This window comes from Streptococcus huangxiaojuni (assembly GCF_040930515.1).
GTDB classification, from domain to species: Bacteria; Bacillota; Bacilli; order Lactobacillales; family Streptococcaceae; genus Streptococcus; species Streptococcus huangxiaojuni.
Window position 1 is genome coordinate 208,897 of record NZ_JBFQEG010000002.1, and the last position, 16,102, is coordinate 224,998.

Below are 16,102 nucleotides of genomic sequence, written 5' to 3' on the forward strand. Positions count from 1 at the left end.
GTATGAAGATGCTAGCTTCATGAAATGATTTTTTGATAATGATGAATAGGAATGAACCAATGAAATTAAAAAAGAATCACACATTAACTCTGCTTGCTTTGGCGGGGGTCAGCCTGTTTATCCTAACAGCCTGTTCCAGCTGGATTGACCGGGGCCAGTCAATAACCAGTGTTGGTTCGACGGCTTTGCAGCCTTTAGTTGAAGCTGCATCGGATGAGTTTTCTCATATCAACATCGGCAAAACGGTTAATGTCCAAGGCGGCGGATCCGGCACAGGCCTGTCTCAGGTTCAGTCCGGGGCTGTGCAAATTGGCAATAGTGATGTTTTTGCCGAAGAGAAGGACGGTATTGATGCCAGCAAGCTGGTCGATCATCAGGTAGGCGTTGCAGGCCTGGCTGTAATTGTCAATAAGGAAGTGGACGTTTCAGATCTGACAATAGAACAGCTGCAAAAAATCTTTACCGGAGAATACACGAACTGGAAGCAGGTCGGCGGAAAGGATTTAGAGATTTCAGTTATTAACCGAGCAGCCAGTTCCGGATCACGTTCGACTTTTGACAGTATTGTGATGGATGGGAAATCAGCCCAGCAAAGTCAGGAACAGGATTCAAACGGTATGGTAAAAAGCATTATTTCCCAGACACCTGGCGCGATTTCATATTTGGCTTTTGCTTATGTTGATGATTCGGTCAAAAGTATGAAACTCAATGGCTTTTCAGCTACAGTTGAAAATGTTACAACTAACGATTGGCCGCTTTGGTCTTACGAACATATGTACACTAAGGGGGAACCAACCGGACTCACTAAGGAATTTTTAGACTACATGATGTCGGATGATGTTCAAGATGGCATTGTTGTCAGTATGGGTTATATTTCCATGAATGACATGAAGGTTGTCAAAAGTGCCGATGGAACCGTCCGGCCTAAGTGACGGTTTTAAGCCAAGGCAAGTGAATTATTGGAGAACTTGCGGTAGATTCAATTCATTTTTTTCCTGTTAAAGGCGTTAATATCTTTTATGAGGAGTTAACTATGCAAAAACAAGAGCTTGCTAAAAAGCTGGTGTCCCCTTCTAAGAATTCCCGTTTAGAAAAGTTGGGCAAAACGATTACCTTTCTTTGTTTAATATTAATTGTCTTTATTGTCGCTATGATTTTGATTTTTGTAGCGCAGAAAGGGCTGTCTACATTTTTTGTCAATAAAATCAATCCTTTCAAATTTCTTTTTGGAACGCAGTGGCAGCCCAATGTTAAAGATGCTTCCGGTCAGCCGCTGCTGGGAGCTCTGCCAATGATTCTGGGTTCCTTTATTGTCACCATTCTGTCAGCCTTGATTGCTACACCCTTTGCAATTGGCGCTGCAGTCTTTATGACAGAGATTTCACCTAAATACGGAGCAAAAATATTACAGCCGGCTGTTGAACTGCTTGTCGGGATTCCCTCAGTCGTTTATGGCTTTATCGGCTTGCAGGTGATTGTTCCTTTTGTCCGATCCATTTTTGGCGGAACGGGCTTTGGTATCCTGTCAGGTGTTTTTGTTCTTTTTGTGATGATTTTGCCGACCGTGACTTTTATGACAGTTGACAGTCTTAAAGCTGTCCCCAGACATTATAAAGAAGCCAGTCTTGCTATGGGAGCTACACGCTGGCAAACAATCTGGCGGGTTATTTTAAATGCAGCCAGACCCGGCATTTTTACAGCTGTTGTTTTCGGTATGGCCCGTGCTTTTGGTGAGGCTTTAGCGATTCAAATGGTTGTTGGCAATTCTGCTGTTATGCCGACTTCGCTTGTCACTCCGGCGGCGACTCTGACTTCAGTCCTGACTATGGGGATTGGCAATACTGTTATGGGGACCGTTGAAAATAATGTTCTGTGGTCACTGGCTTTGGTATTGCTGCTGATGAGTCTGGCCTTTAACACTTTGATTAAAATGATTACAAGGGAAGGTAAGAAAAACTATGCACGCTAAAAAAATCGACAAATTAGCTACAGGGGTTCTCTATACAATCGCTGGTATTATTGTTATCATCCTTACTTCCTTATTGCTTTACATTCTTGTCCGGGGCTTACCCAATGTCAACTGGCAGTTTTTAACAGGCCGTTCCTCTTCTTATGAAGCCGGCGGCGGCATTGGCATTCAGCTCTACAATTCTTTCTTTCTGCTGGTGGTGACACTTATCATCTCAGTGCCGCTGTCGATGGGAGCCGGGATTTATTTGGCAGAGTACGCTAAAAAAGGACCGGTAATAAACTTTATCAGGACTTGTATTGAGATATTATCTTCACTGCCTTCGGTTGTTGTCGGACTTTTCGGCTATTTGATTTTTGTCGTTCAATTTGGTTATGGTTTTTCAATTATTTCCGGAGCTCTCGCTTTAACTGTTTTTAATCTTCCGATGATGACACGAAATGTTGAAGACAGTCTGCGGACTGTGCACCACACTCAGCGGGAAGCCGGTCTTGCTTTAGGAATTTCGCGGTGGGAGACCGTGCTTCATGTGGTTGTGCCAGAAGCACTTCCGGGAATTGTTACAGGAATTGTCCTTGCTTCAGGCCGTATTTTCGGTGAGGCTGCTGCGCTGATTTACACTGCCGGTCAGTCTGCACCTGCTTTGGACTGGTCTAATTGGAATCCCCTCAGTATCACCAGTCCGATTTCCATTTTCCGCCAGTCAGAGACCTTGGCTGTCCATATTTGGAAAGTCAACAGTGAGGGGACGATTCCTGATGCTACTCAGGTCTCAGAAGGAAGCGCTGCAGTTTTACTGGTCTTTATTTTACTTTTCAATCTCTCGGCTCGATTCATCGGCAGAAAGCTTCATGAAAAGTTAACTTCAGCTTCTTAATTAGAGTTGATTTCGGAAAGAACTGAACATCCCCCTGAAATCCTAATGAAAACGCTGCCTGCCAGCATGATGCATGTATATGGCTAAACAATCCTAGCTGACTTGCAGGGGGCGTCTAAGAAATCGAAGATTTCTGGCTTACCGTCAGCCGTATCCGTCTGAAAGCTTTGTCGTCTTAACAGCCGACCGCACCTTTCTAGCCGTCTTGGCAGAGGTGCGCAGACGAAATCGAAGATTTCTGGCTTACCGTCATTTTTCTATGGATTTTTGAATGGGTTTTATATCTTGATGAATTGAACACGGCCTAAGAGCTGTGCAAAAAAGATAAATCTAGGTTTAGAATTGATTTCAAGTTAGCTAGCCGTAAACGTCTGAAGGCTTTGTCGTTCTGCGGCCGACCGCACCCTTCTAGTCGTTTTGGCAGAGGTGCGCAGACGAAATCAAAGATTTCTGGCTTACCGTCATTTTTGCTTTGCTCTTTTAACGGCCTTTGTATCTTGCTTTAAGGAGAAAAGCAGTGACTGAATATAATTGGAATGAAAAGCACATTATCACTTTTCCTCAGGATAAAATTGCTTTAGAAACAAAAAATCTGCATGTTTACTACGGTAATAATGAGTCTATTAAAGGTGTAGACATGCAATTTGAAAAAAATAAAATTACAGCTCTCATCGGACCTTCAGGTTCAGGGAAATCCACTTATCTGCGCAGTCTTAACCGTATGAATGATACTATCGATATTGCTCGGGTAACAGGTGAAGTACTCTATGAAGGGATTGATGTCAACCGGCCTGAAATTAATGTTTACGAAATGCGTAAGCATATCGGCATGGTCTTTCAGCGGCCCAATCCTTTTGCTAAATCGGTCTATAAAAATATTACATTTGCGCATGAACGCGCTGGCGTCAAAGATAAACAAGTTTTAGACGAAATTGTTGAAACGTCATTAAAGCAGGCAGCGCTTTGGGACCAAGTTAAGGATGATTTACATAAATCGGCCTTGATGCTTTCTGGCGGCCAGCAGCAGCGCCTCTGCATTGCCCGTGCTATTTCTGTTAAACCTGATATTCTTCTTATGGATGAGCCGGCTTCAGCTCTGGATCCTATTGCTACTGTGCAGCTGGAAGAAACAATGTTTGAACTGAGGAAAGACTACACCATCATCATTGTGACGCATAATATGCAGCAAGCAGCCCGTGCCAGTGATTATACAGCCTTCTTTTATCTGGGAGACTTAATTGAATACGATAAAACCAATGATGTCTTCCAAAATGCTAAATTACGTTCTACCAGCGATTATGTTTCCGGACACTTTGGATAGAAAGGTAAGAAATGACAGAACCAATTTTAAAAATCAATGATTTGTCTGTTTATTACAATGAAAAAAAGGCTTTAAAAAACGTTTCGCTGGATTTCTATCCTAATGAAATTACTTCTCTCATAGGGCCTTCAGGTTCAGGAAAATCAACTCTTTTACGCGCAATTAACAGAATGGGTGATCTCAATCCTGAGGTCACCCTGACAGGGTCAATCGAATATAACGGCCACAATATTTACAGTCCGAGAACGGATACTGTAGAGCTGCGCAAAGAAATCGGCATGGTCTTTCAGCAGCCCAATCCTTTCCCTATGACCATCTATGAAAATGTTGTTTACGGTTTGCGTTTAAAAGGCGTAAAAAATAAGCAGACGTTGGATGAAGCTGTTGAGAGCTCTCTGCAAGGCGCTTCAATATGGGACGAGGTAAAAGACAGGCTTCATGATTCTGCTCTGAGCTTATCAGGCGGCCAGCAGCAGCGGGTCTGTATCGCTAGAGTTTTAGCGACCAGTGCAAAAGTTATCCTTATGGATGAGCCGACATCGGCTCTGGATCCGATTTCGGCAGGGAAGATCGAGGACACACTTTACGGTCTTAAGGATAAATATACAATGATTGTTGTTACCCGTTCCATGCAGCAGGCTTCACGCATTTCTAACCGTACCGGATTTTTCCTTTCGGGCGATTTAATTGAATACGGCGATACCAAAGAAATGTTCCTGAATCCGCAAAAACAGGAAACAGAAGATTATATTACAGGAAAATTTGGATAGGAGAAGTTAATGTTAAGAACAAAGTTTGATGAAGAACTGGAAAAATTGCACAATCAATTTTATTCCATGGGGATAGAGGTTTCCGGACAGATTAATAAAACTGTCCGGGCTTTTGTCAGCCATGATCGTGAATTGGCTAAAGAGATTATCGAAGAAGATGATATTATTAATGAACTGGAAACAAAACTAGAAAGAAAATCACTGGAAATTATTGCCTTGCAGCAACCTGTTTCCCATGATTTGAGAACGGTAATCACTGTTTTAAAAGCCTCAAGTGATATTGAACGTATGGGTGACCATGCTTCCTCTATTGCTAAAGCAACCATCCGGATGAAGGGTGAGGAAAGAATCACGGTTGTTGAAGAAAAGATCAATGAGATGGGCAAAGCTGTTAAACGCATGGTAGAAGAAGCTTTGAACGCTTATATTCAAGGTGATGATAAAAAGGCTTATGAAATCGCTGCTTCCGATGAAATTATTGACAATCATTTTATTGATATCCAAAATTTAGCGGTGGAAGAAATCCGTAAATCGCCCGATGTTGTGTTTGCCGGCAAAGAATATTTTCAGGTTTTGATGTATCTGGAACGTATTGGTGATTATGCCCGCAATATCTGTGAATGGATTGTTTATCTGAAAACCGGCAAAATCGTTGAATTATGATAAAATAGAAAGACAGTTTGATATAGGAATAGAGTAGATTTATGGAAACAGTAGAACACTTTGTTGAAAAGTTTATCCCTGAAAATTATAATATTTTTCTAGATATTAACCGTAAAGAAAGGATTTTCTCAGGAAATGTTGCTATCAGCGGAGAAGCCTTAGATAACACGATTTCTTTTCACCAAAAGGATTTGGCAATTACAGCTATTCTGCTTGATAATGCGCCCTTGGTATTTGAAATGGATCAGGCAAACGAAGCGGTGCATGTTCAGCTTCTGGAAACCGGCAGTATGACCTTGGTACTTGAGTTTTCGGGCCGGATTACAGACAATATGACTGGCATGTACCCGTCTTATTATACCATTGACGGCCTTCAAAAAGAGATTATCTCTACTCAATTTGAAAGCCATTTTGCCCGTGAGGTTTTTCCGAGCATTGACGAACCGGAAGCAAAAGCAACTTTTAATCTGAGTCTCAAGTTTGATCAGGAAGCAGGAGAAGTGGCAATTGCCAACATGCCGGAAATCAATGTTGATCTTCGGCAGGAAACAGGTTTGTGGACTTTTGAGACAACCCCTCGAATGTCCTCCTATTTATTAGCTTTTGCTCTGGGCGACCTGCAGGGAGCTACAGCTAAAACACAAAGAGGGACAGAAGTTGGGGTTTTTGCTACAAAAGCGCATTCGGCTCAGTCCTTGACTTTTGCTCTTGATTTTGCCGTTCGGCTTATTGACTTTTACGAAGACTACTACGGTATATCTTATCCTCTGCCGCAGTCCTATCACCTTGCCTTGCCTGATTTCTCGGCCGGTGCTATGGAAAACTGGGGCTTGGTGACTTATCGTGAAATTTACCTTTTAGTTGATGAGAATTCAACTGTTAAAAGCCGGCAGAATGTTGCCTTAGTCATTGCTCATGAGCTGGCTCATCAATGGTTTGGCAATCTTGTTACAATGAAATGGTGGGATGACTTATGGCTTAACGAAAGTTTTGCCAACATGATGGAATACGTCGCTATTGACGCTCTTGAGCCTACTTGGAATATTTTTGAAGATTTTCAAACAACAGGTGTGCCGCTTGCTTTAAAACGTGATGCAACAGATGGTGTTCAGTCTGTTCATGTTGAAGTTCATCATCCGGACGAGATTAACACACTCTTTGATCCTGCCATTGTTTATGCCAAAGGAAGCCGTCTGATGCACATGCTTCGGCGCTGGCTGGGAGATGAGCAGTTTGCGGCCGGACTGAACAGCTATTTTGACAGACATCAGTACAGCAATACAGTCGGACGCGATTTGTGGGAAGCTCTGACAGAAACATCAGGCAGAGATGTTGCCGGTTTTATGGATGCTTGGCTGGAACAGCCCGGCTACCCTTTGCTTACTGCTGAGGTAATTGATGACAGTCTGGTTCTTTCACAAAAACAATTTTTTATCGGTCAGCATCAGGACAAAGGCCGTATTTGGCCGATACCGCTCAACAGCAATTGGCAAGGGCTGCCCGATACCTTAACCGAAGAAAGAATTGAAATTCCTCATTTTAAAGCTTTAGCAGCACAGAACGAGGGAGCTTTGCGATTTAATACAGGAAATACAGCGCATTACCTGACGAATTACAAGGGAGAGCTGCTTACAGAACTTGTAGAGCAATTAACTACATTGGAAACCCACACTAAGCTGCAGCTTATTCAGGAAAGACGGCTTCTGGCAGAAAGCGGTGAGGTATCTTATGCTGAGCTTATCCCGCTTTTAACTCAGTTAACCGACGAAAGATCCTATCTTGTTGCTTCTGCAATTGATCAGGTGCTGTCTGGATTAGAGAAGTTTATTGATGAAGGCAGCCAGACTGAAAATGATTTTAAGACCTTGATTGAAAAAATTTCTTGGCAGAATTATGTGCGTCTCGGTTTTGAGCCAAAAGAAACAGATACTGACGAAGATGAACTGGTACGCCAGCTGACAGTCTCACAGATTCTTCGCGCTGATAATCCTGATGCTGTCGCTAAGGCTAAGGATATATTTGCCGCTCATAGCGATAAACTTGAAACCATTCCGGCTTCCATTCGTTTATCAGTTCTGATCAATCAGATGAAGACAGCTGAAACACAGGATTTGGCAGACGGCTATCTGCAGGCCTATAGACAGACTAATGACGGTCATTTCAAGCATCAGCTAGCAGTTGCGTTTTCTTATACAAAATCGCAGGCGACTGTTGAGAGAATTTTATCTGAATTAAAAAATAAAAATCTTATAAAACCTCAGGATTTGGCTATAAGCTGGTATAATCCTTTCTTGAATAAAGACTTTACGCAAGGTCTATTCTGGCTATGGGCCAGAGAAAATTGGGATTGGATTAAGACGGCTCTGGGCGGTGATATGAGTTTTGATAAGTTTGTTATCTATCCGGCCAACCACTTTAAAACACAGGAACGTTTGGAAGAATACCGCGGCTTTTTTGAACCGCAGCTGGGGGATTTGTCCATCAGCCGCAATATTAGCCTGGGGATTAAAGAAATCTCTGCACGGATAGTCTTGATTGACAAGGAGAGGTTTGCAGTCGAACAAGCTATTCAGGCAGCACGTTAAGCTCTTTCTATTATAGACGACAAAACTTAAAGACCTTAAGTATAAACGAGTTGTTTATTCTCCCGTTTAACGGTTTCTTTATACTTTAAAAAACAGGACAGTCTTTTTACCGCAGTTATCAGGCGGAGAGCTGTCTTGTTTTTTAAACTTCTTTTTTGTTTTTTTAGAAAGGGTTAAGCTTAAAATGGTAAACTTCAGATACACCTTAACTGAAACGGTGGTAAGCAGAAGATGCTGTCTTACAGGTGAGCATCTCAAAATGGATATGGACGAAAGAGAGTTTAGGGTGTTATAATGAGAGTGCAAAAAGGAGTAGAATGATGATTAAGATATTGCTTGTTGAAGATGATTTGGGCCTGTCTAATTCTGTGTTTGATTTTTTAGACGATTTTGCTGATGTTATGCAGGTTTTTGATGGCGAAGAAGGTCTCTATGAAGCTGAGAGCGGGGTTTATGACCTTATTTTGTTAGATTTGATGCTGCCGGAAAAAAATGGATTTCAAGTTTTGAAAGAACTGCGGGAAAAGGGAGTGGCAACACCGGTTCTTATTATGACTGCTAAAGAGGGGCTTGATGACAAAGGACATGGTTTTGAGCTGGGGGCAGATGATTATCTGACAAAACCTTTTTACCTCGAAGAGCTAAAAATGCGCATTCAGGCTTTACTTAAACGTTCCGGAAAGTTCAATGAAAAGGTTCTTTCCTATGGCGAGCTGTCAGTTGATACCTCGACCAACACCACTCTAGTTAAGGGAGAAGAAGTTGAGCTGCTGGGCAAGGAGTTTGATTTATTGGTCTATTTTCTGCAGAATAAGAATGTTATTCTGCCTAAATCACAGATTTTTGACCGTATCTGGGGATTTGACAGCGACACAACAATTTCGGTTGTAGAGGTGTATGTTTCAAAAATCCGTAAAAAGTTAAAGGGAACAACTTTTGCCCAAAATTTACAAACATTGCGCAGTGTGGGGTATATTCTGAAAAATGCTGAGTAAATTAAGAAAGAAAGTGAAGTCTGGGGATTTTTCTTTCTTTATTCATTTCTTTTCTGTATTTACAGGGATCTTTCTGGTAATGACTGTTATCATCTTACAGGTTATGCGAGTGGGCGTTTATTCTTCTGTGGACAGCAATTTACAGGGTGCAGTGGCTAATGCAGATGCCTATGTTTCGATGACGATGTCGCGAACTCTCTTAGATGAGCTGGAAGATGCTTTTGCGGATGACACATCTTCCTCAACAGACTCTTCTTCAGAGAAAAACAGCAATAAGAGTGATTTTAAACTGAAACCCGGGACGGAAATGGCCGCCAATACAAGCTATATTGTCTATGGTAGTGACGGTTCCATTTTAAATAATCTCAATACATTTTCAGGACTGCAGACTTTAAAACTGGACAGCAATAAACTGGGACAGGTGAAAGAGGTTGCAATCGAAAATTATTCGGGGCATGATGAAAAATACCATCTCATCACAGTAGCTGTATCAAGCATAGACTACCCTGAAGCAGCTTATCTTACAATAGCCATTAATACGACACAGCTGGGAGATGCCAACTCACGCTATATCAAAATTATTGTTATTGTCATGGTCATTTTCTGGATTATTTCTGTTTTAGCCAGTATTTATCTGGCTAAATGGAGCCGTAAGCCGATTTTAGAAAACTATGAGAAGCAAAAAGCTTTTGTTGAAAACGCCAGTCATGAGCTGCGGACGCCGCTTGCTGTCCTGCAAAATCGTTTAGAAAATTTGTTTAGGAGGCCTGAATCAACCATTCTTGAAAACAGTGAGAATATCGCTTCAAGTCTGGATGAAGTACGCAGTATGCGGCTTTTAACGACCAATCTCTTGAATTTAGCACGCAGAGATGATGGGCTGACTCCTGAAATCCAAGAATTATCGCCTGCTTTTTTTGATGATCTTTTTGACAATTACGGTCTGATAGCTGAGGAAAATCAAAAAGACTTTACCGGTATCAATGAATTAACTAAGGCAGTAAAATCAGATGAAACCCTTTTGAGGCAGCTTCTGACCATCCTATTTGATAATGCAATCAAGTATACCGGTCAGGACGGCAAAGTTGTTCTTACCGTAAAACAGAGCCCTGATAGACACTTGCTGATTCAGATTGCTGATAACGGTCTGGGGATTAGTGATGACGATAAAACGAAAATTTTCGATCGGTTTTATCGTGTGGATAAGGCCAGAACACGGCAAAGCGGAGGTTTTGGTTTGGGTCTCTCTTTGGCTAAGCAGATTGTTGATTCACTTAAAGGGACGATTACAGTAAAAGACAATCCGCCTCAGGGCACTGTCTTTGAAGTTAAATTATAAAAAAAAGCGGCAGAAACTTAAATTTCTGTCGCTTTTTAGCATTTATTTATCCTTAATTAGCTAGTCTGCGGGCAAGGCGTGCTTTATCACGGCTGGCTTTATTTTTATGAATCAAGCCCTTTGACTTTGCTTTATCAATGCTCGAAGAAGCAGCACGATAAAGTTCTTCAGTCGGATTAGCTTCAAACGCTTTGATGGCTGTACGCATTGCTGATTTTTGAGCAGTATTTCTCTTATTTTGCTTCACGTTAAGCTCAGCACGTTTGATAGCTGATTTGATATTTGCCAATGGTTTCACCTCCAAATTAATCTAACTACATTATTATATAGAATTTCCTCTTATTTGGCAAGTTTAAATCCCCCAAAAGATTATAGTTGTCTTCTAAAACACGATGTTTTGGAACAGCTGATCGGCTGCAGCTTTATTTTTTGAGATAAATTTCATCAATCATATGATCTGCTGCTTTATGCAAAATCAATTCCGCACGATTACGGGTGGGTTCGATATATTTTTCTAAGTTGACCAGATTAACTGTCTGCCAGATATTCTGAGCAAACTGCATAGCTTTTTCATAGGGCATAAGTGAAAAACGGTGGTAGTAATTGCCTGTATCATTTTTTGCCAGTTCTAAAAGACTGGCAAAACGTTCTAAGTACCATTTTTCAATATTAGTATTCTCAGCATCAATATAGATTGAAAAGTCAAAATAATCACTCATATAAAGCCTATTATTCTGCTGATTCTGAAAAACATTGATTCCTTCAAGAATAAGAAAATCCGGGCGCTGAATAGTTTGTTTTTTATTTGGTATAATGTCATAGATTTCGTGAGAGTAAACGGGAATCTGTGCTTCAGACCTATTCTTGATAGTATCTAGAAAATTCAGGAGCGATTCCATATCATAGGACTCTGGGAACCCCTTGCGGTTTAAAAGATTTTGCTCTGTCAAGACGGCATTGGGATACAAAAAACCATCAGTTGTTACCATTTCGACTTTGCTCGTTTTAAAAGTTCTGGAAAGAAGGAGCTGCAGCAAACGGCTGGTTGTTGATTTCCCAACAGCTACTGAACCTGATATTCCAATAATAAAGGGAATGTGGCTGACATCTTTTTTTAAAAAAATACTTTTAGAAAAAGAAAGGTTGTCCTGAGCCCGTTTGTAAATTTGAATCAAACTGATTAAGGGCAGGTAGACATCAATAACATCCTGCATGCTGATATGGTCATTTAAGCTTTTGATGGCTTCCAGTTCTGCTGCTGTAAGCAGAGGCTTTGTTTTTTGATGCAGTTCCTGCCAGGATTGGCGGGAAATTTTTTCAAAATTGATAAACTCCCTAGTCATAATTAGCTCCTCATCTACTTATAAGCCTTATTATAGCATTTTTAATTACTAATTGAAAACAGTTTCAAAGTATGCTAAAATAAGAAAGAATTATAGTAAAAAAAATAAAGGCGCAGATGTCATCATGTATTATGCTGAAAAACCGACTAGCAGCCATGATATTCATGAACTGAAAGTCGAATTGCTGGGAGAGGCTTTCGATTTTTTATCGGATGCTGGTGTATTTTCTAAAAAAAGGATTGATTATGGCAGCCAAGTCCTTTTGAATGCTTTAACTTTAAAAAGAGGAAAAACCCTTTTAGATATTGGCTGCGGCTACGGCCCTTTGGGGCTTGCTTTAGCAAAAGTTCAGGGCGTAAAGGTGACAATGGTTGACATTAATCTCCGTGCCCTCGCTTTAGCGCAGAAAAACGCCGATAGAAACAAGATTAAAGCTGATATTTTCCAATCGGATCTTTATGAAAATGTCAAGTCATCTTTTGATTATATTATCAGCAATCCGCCGATTCGGGCTGGGAAAAAGATCGTCCACCGAATTATTGAAGAAGGGATCAACCATCTAAACAGCGGCGGTTTTTTGACCCTGGTGATTCAAAAAAAACAAGGAGCTCCCAGTGCCAAAGCGAAAATGGAAGCTGTCTTTGGCAACTGTGAGATTTTAAAAAGAGATAAAGGATATTATATTTTACAAAGTGAGAGGCTATGAGGGCAGTTGATTTAATTCAAAAAAAGCGTGATGGCAAAAGTCTGACAAAAGAGGAAATTGATTGGCTGATTTCTGCTTATGCTGCAGGCACTGTTCCGGATTATCAGATGTCTGCTTTTGCGATGGCTGTCTATTTCAGAGGGATGACCATGCAGGAAACCCGTGATCTGACATTTGCCATGGTTGAAACGGGTGACCATGTTGACTTATCAGCGATTGCAGGAATCAAAACAGATAAGCATTCAACAGGAGGGGTCGGTGATAAGGTAACGCTTATTCTGGCTCCGCTTGTGGCCAGCTTTGGTGTCCCTGTTGCTAAAATGAGCGGCCGAGGCTTAGGGCATACAGGCGGCACTCTGGATAAATTGGAATCGATAAAAGGTTACCAAGTCGAGCTATCTCAGAAAAAATTTATCAGGCAGGTGCAGGATATTGGCTTAGCTGTTATCGGGCAGTCCGATGATCTGGTTAAAGCAGATAAACTGCTCTATGCTCTGCGCGATGTTACGGCTACGGTTGATGTTGTTTCGCTTATTGCCAGTTCTGTAATGAGCAAAAAAATTGCTGCCGGTGCCGACAGTATTCTTCTTGATGTGACTGTCGGAGAAGGGGCATTTATGAAAACTGTTGCTGAGGCAGAAAAATTAGCAGAAACGATGGTGGCGCTCGGTGAAGAAGTCGGCCGAAAAACTGTAGCTGTGATTACAGATATGAGCCAGCCCTTAGGTCAGGCAGTCGGCAATCGTTTAGAAGTTTTAGAAGCTTTGCAGATTATGCAGGGGCAAGGACGGGAGGATATCAGCCATTTTATCTGCAGTCTGGCCCAGATAATGCTCAGTCTTGCTGGAGTTGAGAAGCCGCTTGCTGCTATTTTGCAACATCTTACTGACGGCAGTGCCTTGAAAAAATTTGAAGAGATGGTTGCAGCACAGGGCGGCGATCTTGGAGATCTTTACCGGCCGTCATCTGCCCGAGTGGTAACTGAGGTTTTTGCACCAGAATCGGGTTATATTTCAGATCTGCCTGCTTTGGACTTTGCCTTGTTTGCTATGAAATTGGGAGCAGGCCGTGCTGTCAAAACTGATCGTCTGGATTATGAGACAGGACTTGTCTTTGATAAAAAAGTCGGCGATGCTGTGCAAAAGGGCGAACGCCTTGCGCGTATTTATTCGCAGGAAAAATTAGGGGAAAACCAGCTTACAGAATTCCAAAAAAATGTTAAAATAATGAGAGTACAAAGGATTCCCAAGGAAATTATTAAAATTATTTCTTAGAGAGGACTAAGATGGAACTTAATAAATATATCGATCATACTTTGCTGAAAGCAGAAAGCACTCAAGAACAGATAGAACAGCTTCTCAGCGAGGCTAAACGCTATCATTTTGCCAGTGTCTGCGTCAATCCTACTTGGGTGAGTTTGGCTGCAGATTATTTAAAAGATTCCGACGTCAATGTTTGTACGGTAGTTGGCTTTCCGCTTGGAGCAAACACTTCGGCTGTGAAGGCGTTTGAGGCTAAGGAAGCTGTATCGGCGGGGGCCGATGAAATTGATATGGTCATTAATATCGGACTGCTAAAATCAGGGCATTTTGAGGCTGTCAGAAAAGACATAGCAGAAGTGGTTGCAGCCAGCAGCGGAAAATTGGTGAAGGTCATCATTGAAACCTGCCTGCTGACTGAGGAGGAAAAAGTGAAAGCTTGTCAGCTGGCCTTGGAGGCTGGAGCTGATTTTGTCAAAACATCTACAGGCTTTTCGACTGGTGGAGCGACAGTCGCGGATGTTGCTTTGATGAGGCAGACTGTCGGTGATAAGGCCGGGGTTAAAGCTGCTGGCGGAGCCAGATCCTATACGGATGCCAGAGCTTTCATTGAAGCCGGTGCAACACGGATAGGGACCTCTGCCGGAGTGGCTATTTTAGAAGGAGAAACAGCAGATGACGGATACTGATGCGCTTATTGCGCAGGCTATTGCAGCCAGCGAAAAAGCCTATGTTCCCTATTCGCATTTTCCCATAGGTGCTGCAGTAAGGACAAAAGATGGCCGGATATTCACTGGCTGTAATATTGAAAATGCAAGCTTCGGTTTAACCGTTTGCGGTGAAAGAACAGCCATCTTTAAAGCCGTATCTGAGGGTTGCACTGAACTGACAGAGATTGCTGTCTATGGAAAAACAGTCAAGCCTGTTTCACCCTGCGGGGCCTGCCGCCAGGTAATGGCAGAGTTTTTTCAACCATCTTCAAAAGTCACTTTGATTGCCCAAGATGGTCTGACGGTCGAGATGACGGTCGAGGAGTTACTTCCGTATTCTTTTACAGATCTGATTTGATCTGTTTTGTCTGTTAAGTTTTTCGACTTAACCATCACATGAGCAACAATGTTGCTTAAACGTTTTTAGGAGGGTTCATTTCTATGAACAAAAAAATTGTTGGACTTGGTCTGATAGCAGTTGCTTCGTTAGCGCTTGCCGCTTGTCAGCGCAGCTCATCGAATTCATCATCTGATAACGATACGAAAGTGGCTATCGTTACTGATACCGGCGGTGTAGATGATAAATCATTTAACCAGTCGGCTTGGGAAGGCCTTCAGGAATGGGGTAAGGAAAATAAACTGGAAAAAGACAGCAGTTATACTTACTTCCAATCTGACAGCGAAGCTGATTACGCGACCAATTTAGATTCAGCTGTTTCTAACGGCTATAATCTTATTTTTGGTATCGGCTATAAACTTCATTCTGCTGTTGAAAAGGCTGCGCAGGAAAACGAAGATGTCAATTATGTCATCATTGATGATACAATTACTGATCAGGATAATGTGACCAGTGTTCTCTTCGCAGATAACGAAGGGGCCTATTTAGCCGGAATTGCAGCGGCTATGCAGTCAAAAACTGGCAAAGTTGGTTTTATCGGTGGTGTTGAATCCGATACGATTACTCGCTTTGAAACCGGATTTAAAGAAGGAGTCGCTTCTGTTGATGATTCGATTGAAGTTCAGGTTAAATATGTCGGTTCGTATTCAGATTCTGCCAATGCTAAAACAATCGCAGCAACGATGTACACAAACGGCGCAGATGTTATCTATCACGCAGCCGGAGGAGCCGGAACTGGTGTCTTCTCAGAGGCTAAAGAAATCAATGAAAAATTAGCAGCGGACAGCGATGAAAAAGTTTGGGTCATCGGTGTTGACCGCGATCAAAGCAGCGAAGGGAATTACACATCTTCTGATAATCAAGAGTCTAACTTTATTTTAACATCAACAATTAAAGAAGTTGGTACAGTCGTTAAAAATATCTCAAACAATCAGCTTAAGGGAGAAAAGTTTGAGGGCGGCAAGATAACAACCTACGGCCTTTCAGACGGCGGTGTCGATATTGTCACAGATAATCTCTCGGATAAAATCAAGTCAGCTGTTGAAGAAGCTAAGCAGCAAATTATTGACGGAAAAATTACAGTAGCTGATGGCGTAGATAACTGATCGAAAAAGGTTATCTTTTGAGAGGGCGGCCCATAAGCGGCCGCTTTTTTCAGGACCAAAAC

Annotated in this window: 16 protein-coding genes; 14 read left to right on the forward strand and 2 right to left on the reverse strand. The window is 41.9% G+C overall.

What is annotated here, in order from left to right; translation table 11 throughout:
• Positions 1-59: 59 nt before the first annotated feature.
• The 9 genes from AB3329_RS02475 (at position 60) to AB3329_RS02515 (ending at position 10,519) form a co-directional block, all read left to right on the forward strand.
• Positions 60-932: a phosphate ABC transporter substrate-binding protein PstS family protein gene (locus AB3329_RS02475; RefSeq protein ID WP_368394160.1), complete on the forward strand. Its 873-nt coding sequence runs from the start codon at positions 60-62 to the stop codon at positions 930-932.
• A gap of 101 nt (positions 933-1,033) precedes the next feature.
• Positions 1,034-1,969, forward strand: coding sequence for a phosphate ABC transporter permease subunit PstC (pstC, locus tag AB3329_RS02480; RefSeq protein WP_067065138.1), 936 nt, complete (start codon positions 1,034-1,036; stop codon positions 1,967-1,969).
• Positions 1,959-2,846 (forward strand): phosphate ABC transporter permease PstA, encoded by an 888-nt coding sequence (gene pstA / locus AB3329_RS02485; protein ID WP_368394161.1) that lies wholly within the window; start codon positions 1,959-1,961, stop codon positions 2,844-2,846. Before pstC ends, pstA begins: the two co-directional genes overlap by 11 nt.
• A 517-nt stretch (positions 2,847-3,363) precedes the next feature.
• On the forward strand, positions 3,364-4,167 hold the full coding sequence (pstB, locus tag AB3329_RS02490; protein WP_368394162.1) for a phosphate ABC transporter ATP-binding protein PstB: 804 nt from the start codon (positions 3,364-3,366) through the stop codon (positions 4,165-4,167).
• An 11-nt stretch (positions 4,168-4,178) separates the two neighbouring features.
• The gene (pstB, locus tag AB3329_RS02495) at positions 4,179-4,937 is read left to right on the forward strand and encodes a phosphate ABC transporter ATP-binding protein PstB (RefSeq protein ID WP_067062099.1); all 759 of its coding nucleotides are present in this window, start codon (positions 4,179-4,181) and stop codon (positions 4,935-4,937) included.
• A 9-nt stretch (positions 4,938-4,946) separates the two neighbouring features.
• Entirely contained in the window at positions 4,947-5,600 is a 654-nt protein-coding gene (gene phoU / locus AB3329_RS02500; RefSeq protein ID WP_067062096.1) for a phosphate signaling complex protein PhoU, read from the forward strand.
• A 41-nt stretch (positions 5,601-5,641) separates the two neighbouring features.
• Entirely contained in the window at positions 5,642-8,185 is a 2,544-nt protein-coding gene (locus AB3329_RS02505) for a M1 family metallopeptidase (protein ID WP_368394163.1), read from the forward strand.
• A gap of 320 nt (positions 8,186-8,505) precedes the next feature.
• Positions 8,506-9,180 carry a response regulator transcription factor gene (locus AB3329_RS02510; RefSeq protein ID WP_368394201.1) on the forward strand — a complete coding sequence of 225 codons (675 nt, stop codon included), beginning with the start codon at positions 8,506-8,508 and terminating at the stop codon, positions 9,178-9,180.
• The gene (locus AB3329_RS02515; protein WP_368394164.1) at positions 9,170-10,519 is read left to right on the forward strand and encodes a sensor histidine kinase; all 1,350 of its coding nucleotides are present in this window, start codon (positions 9,170-9,172) and stop codon (positions 10,517-10,519) included. Before AB3329_RS02510 ends, AB3329_RS02515 begins: the two co-directional genes overlap by 11 nt.
• A gap of 52 nt (positions 10,520-10,571) precedes the next feature.
• On the opposite strand, the gene rpsT is transcribed toward AB3329_RS02515, so the two are convergent.
• Both rpsT and coaA read right to left on the reverse strand, forming a co-directional pair.
• On the reverse strand, positions 10,572-10,823 hold the full coding sequence (gene rpsT / locus AB3329_RS02520; RefSeq protein ID WP_082854412.1) for a 30S ribosomal protein S20: 252 nt from the start codon (positions 10,821-10,823) through the stop codon (positions 10,572-10,574).
• A 118-nt stretch (positions 10,824-10,941) separates the two neighbouring features.
• On the reverse strand, positions 10,942-11,862 hold the full coding sequence (coaA, locus tag AB3329_RS02525; RefSeq protein WP_368394165.1) for a type I pantothenate kinase: 921 nt from the start codon (positions 11,860-11,862) through the stop codon (positions 10,942-10,944).
• A gap of 124 nt (positions 11,863-11,986) precedes the next feature.
• Here coaA and AB3329_RS02530 point away from each other — a divergent pair, with 124 nt between their 5' ends.
• The 5 genes from AB3329_RS02530 to AB3329_RS02550 all read left to right on the forward strand — a co-directional run bounded on the left by AB3329_RS02530 (position 11,987) and on the right by AB3329_RS02550 (position 16,040).
• The gene (locus AB3329_RS02530; protein ID WP_368394202.1) at positions 11,987-12,568 is read left to right on the forward strand and encodes a class I SAM-dependent methyltransferase; all 582 of its coding nucleotides are present in this window, start codon (positions 11,987-11,989) and stop codon (positions 12,566-12,568) included.
• A complete protein-coding gene (locus tag AB3329_RS02535; RefSeq protein ID WP_368394166.1) occupies positions 12,565-13,842 on the forward strand; it encodes a pyrimidine-nucleoside phosphorylase in 1,278 nt (425 codons plus the stop codon). Before AB3329_RS02530 ends, AB3329_RS02535 begins: the two co-directional genes overlap by 4 nt.
• An 11-nt stretch (positions 13,843-13,853) precedes the next feature.
• Entirely contained in the window at positions 13,854-14,516 is a 663-nt protein-coding gene (deoC, locus tag AB3329_RS02540) for a deoxyribose-phosphate aldolase (RefSeq protein ID WP_368394167.1), read from the forward strand.
• Positions 14,503-14,895, forward strand: a complete 393-nt coding sequence (locus AB3329_RS02545) for a cytidine deaminase (protein WP_368394168.1) — start codon at positions 14,503-14,505, stop codon at positions 14,893-14,895. The genes deoC and AB3329_RS02545 overlap by 14 nt, the downstream gene beginning before the upstream one ends.
• Positions 14,896-14,978: 83 nt before the next feature.
• A complete protein-coding gene (locus AB3329_RS02550) occupies positions 14,979-16,040 on the forward strand; it encodes a BMP family lipoprotein (RefSeq protein ID WP_368394169.1) in 1,062 nt (353 codons plus the stop codon).
• Positions 16,041-16,102: the final 62 nt, after the last annotated feature.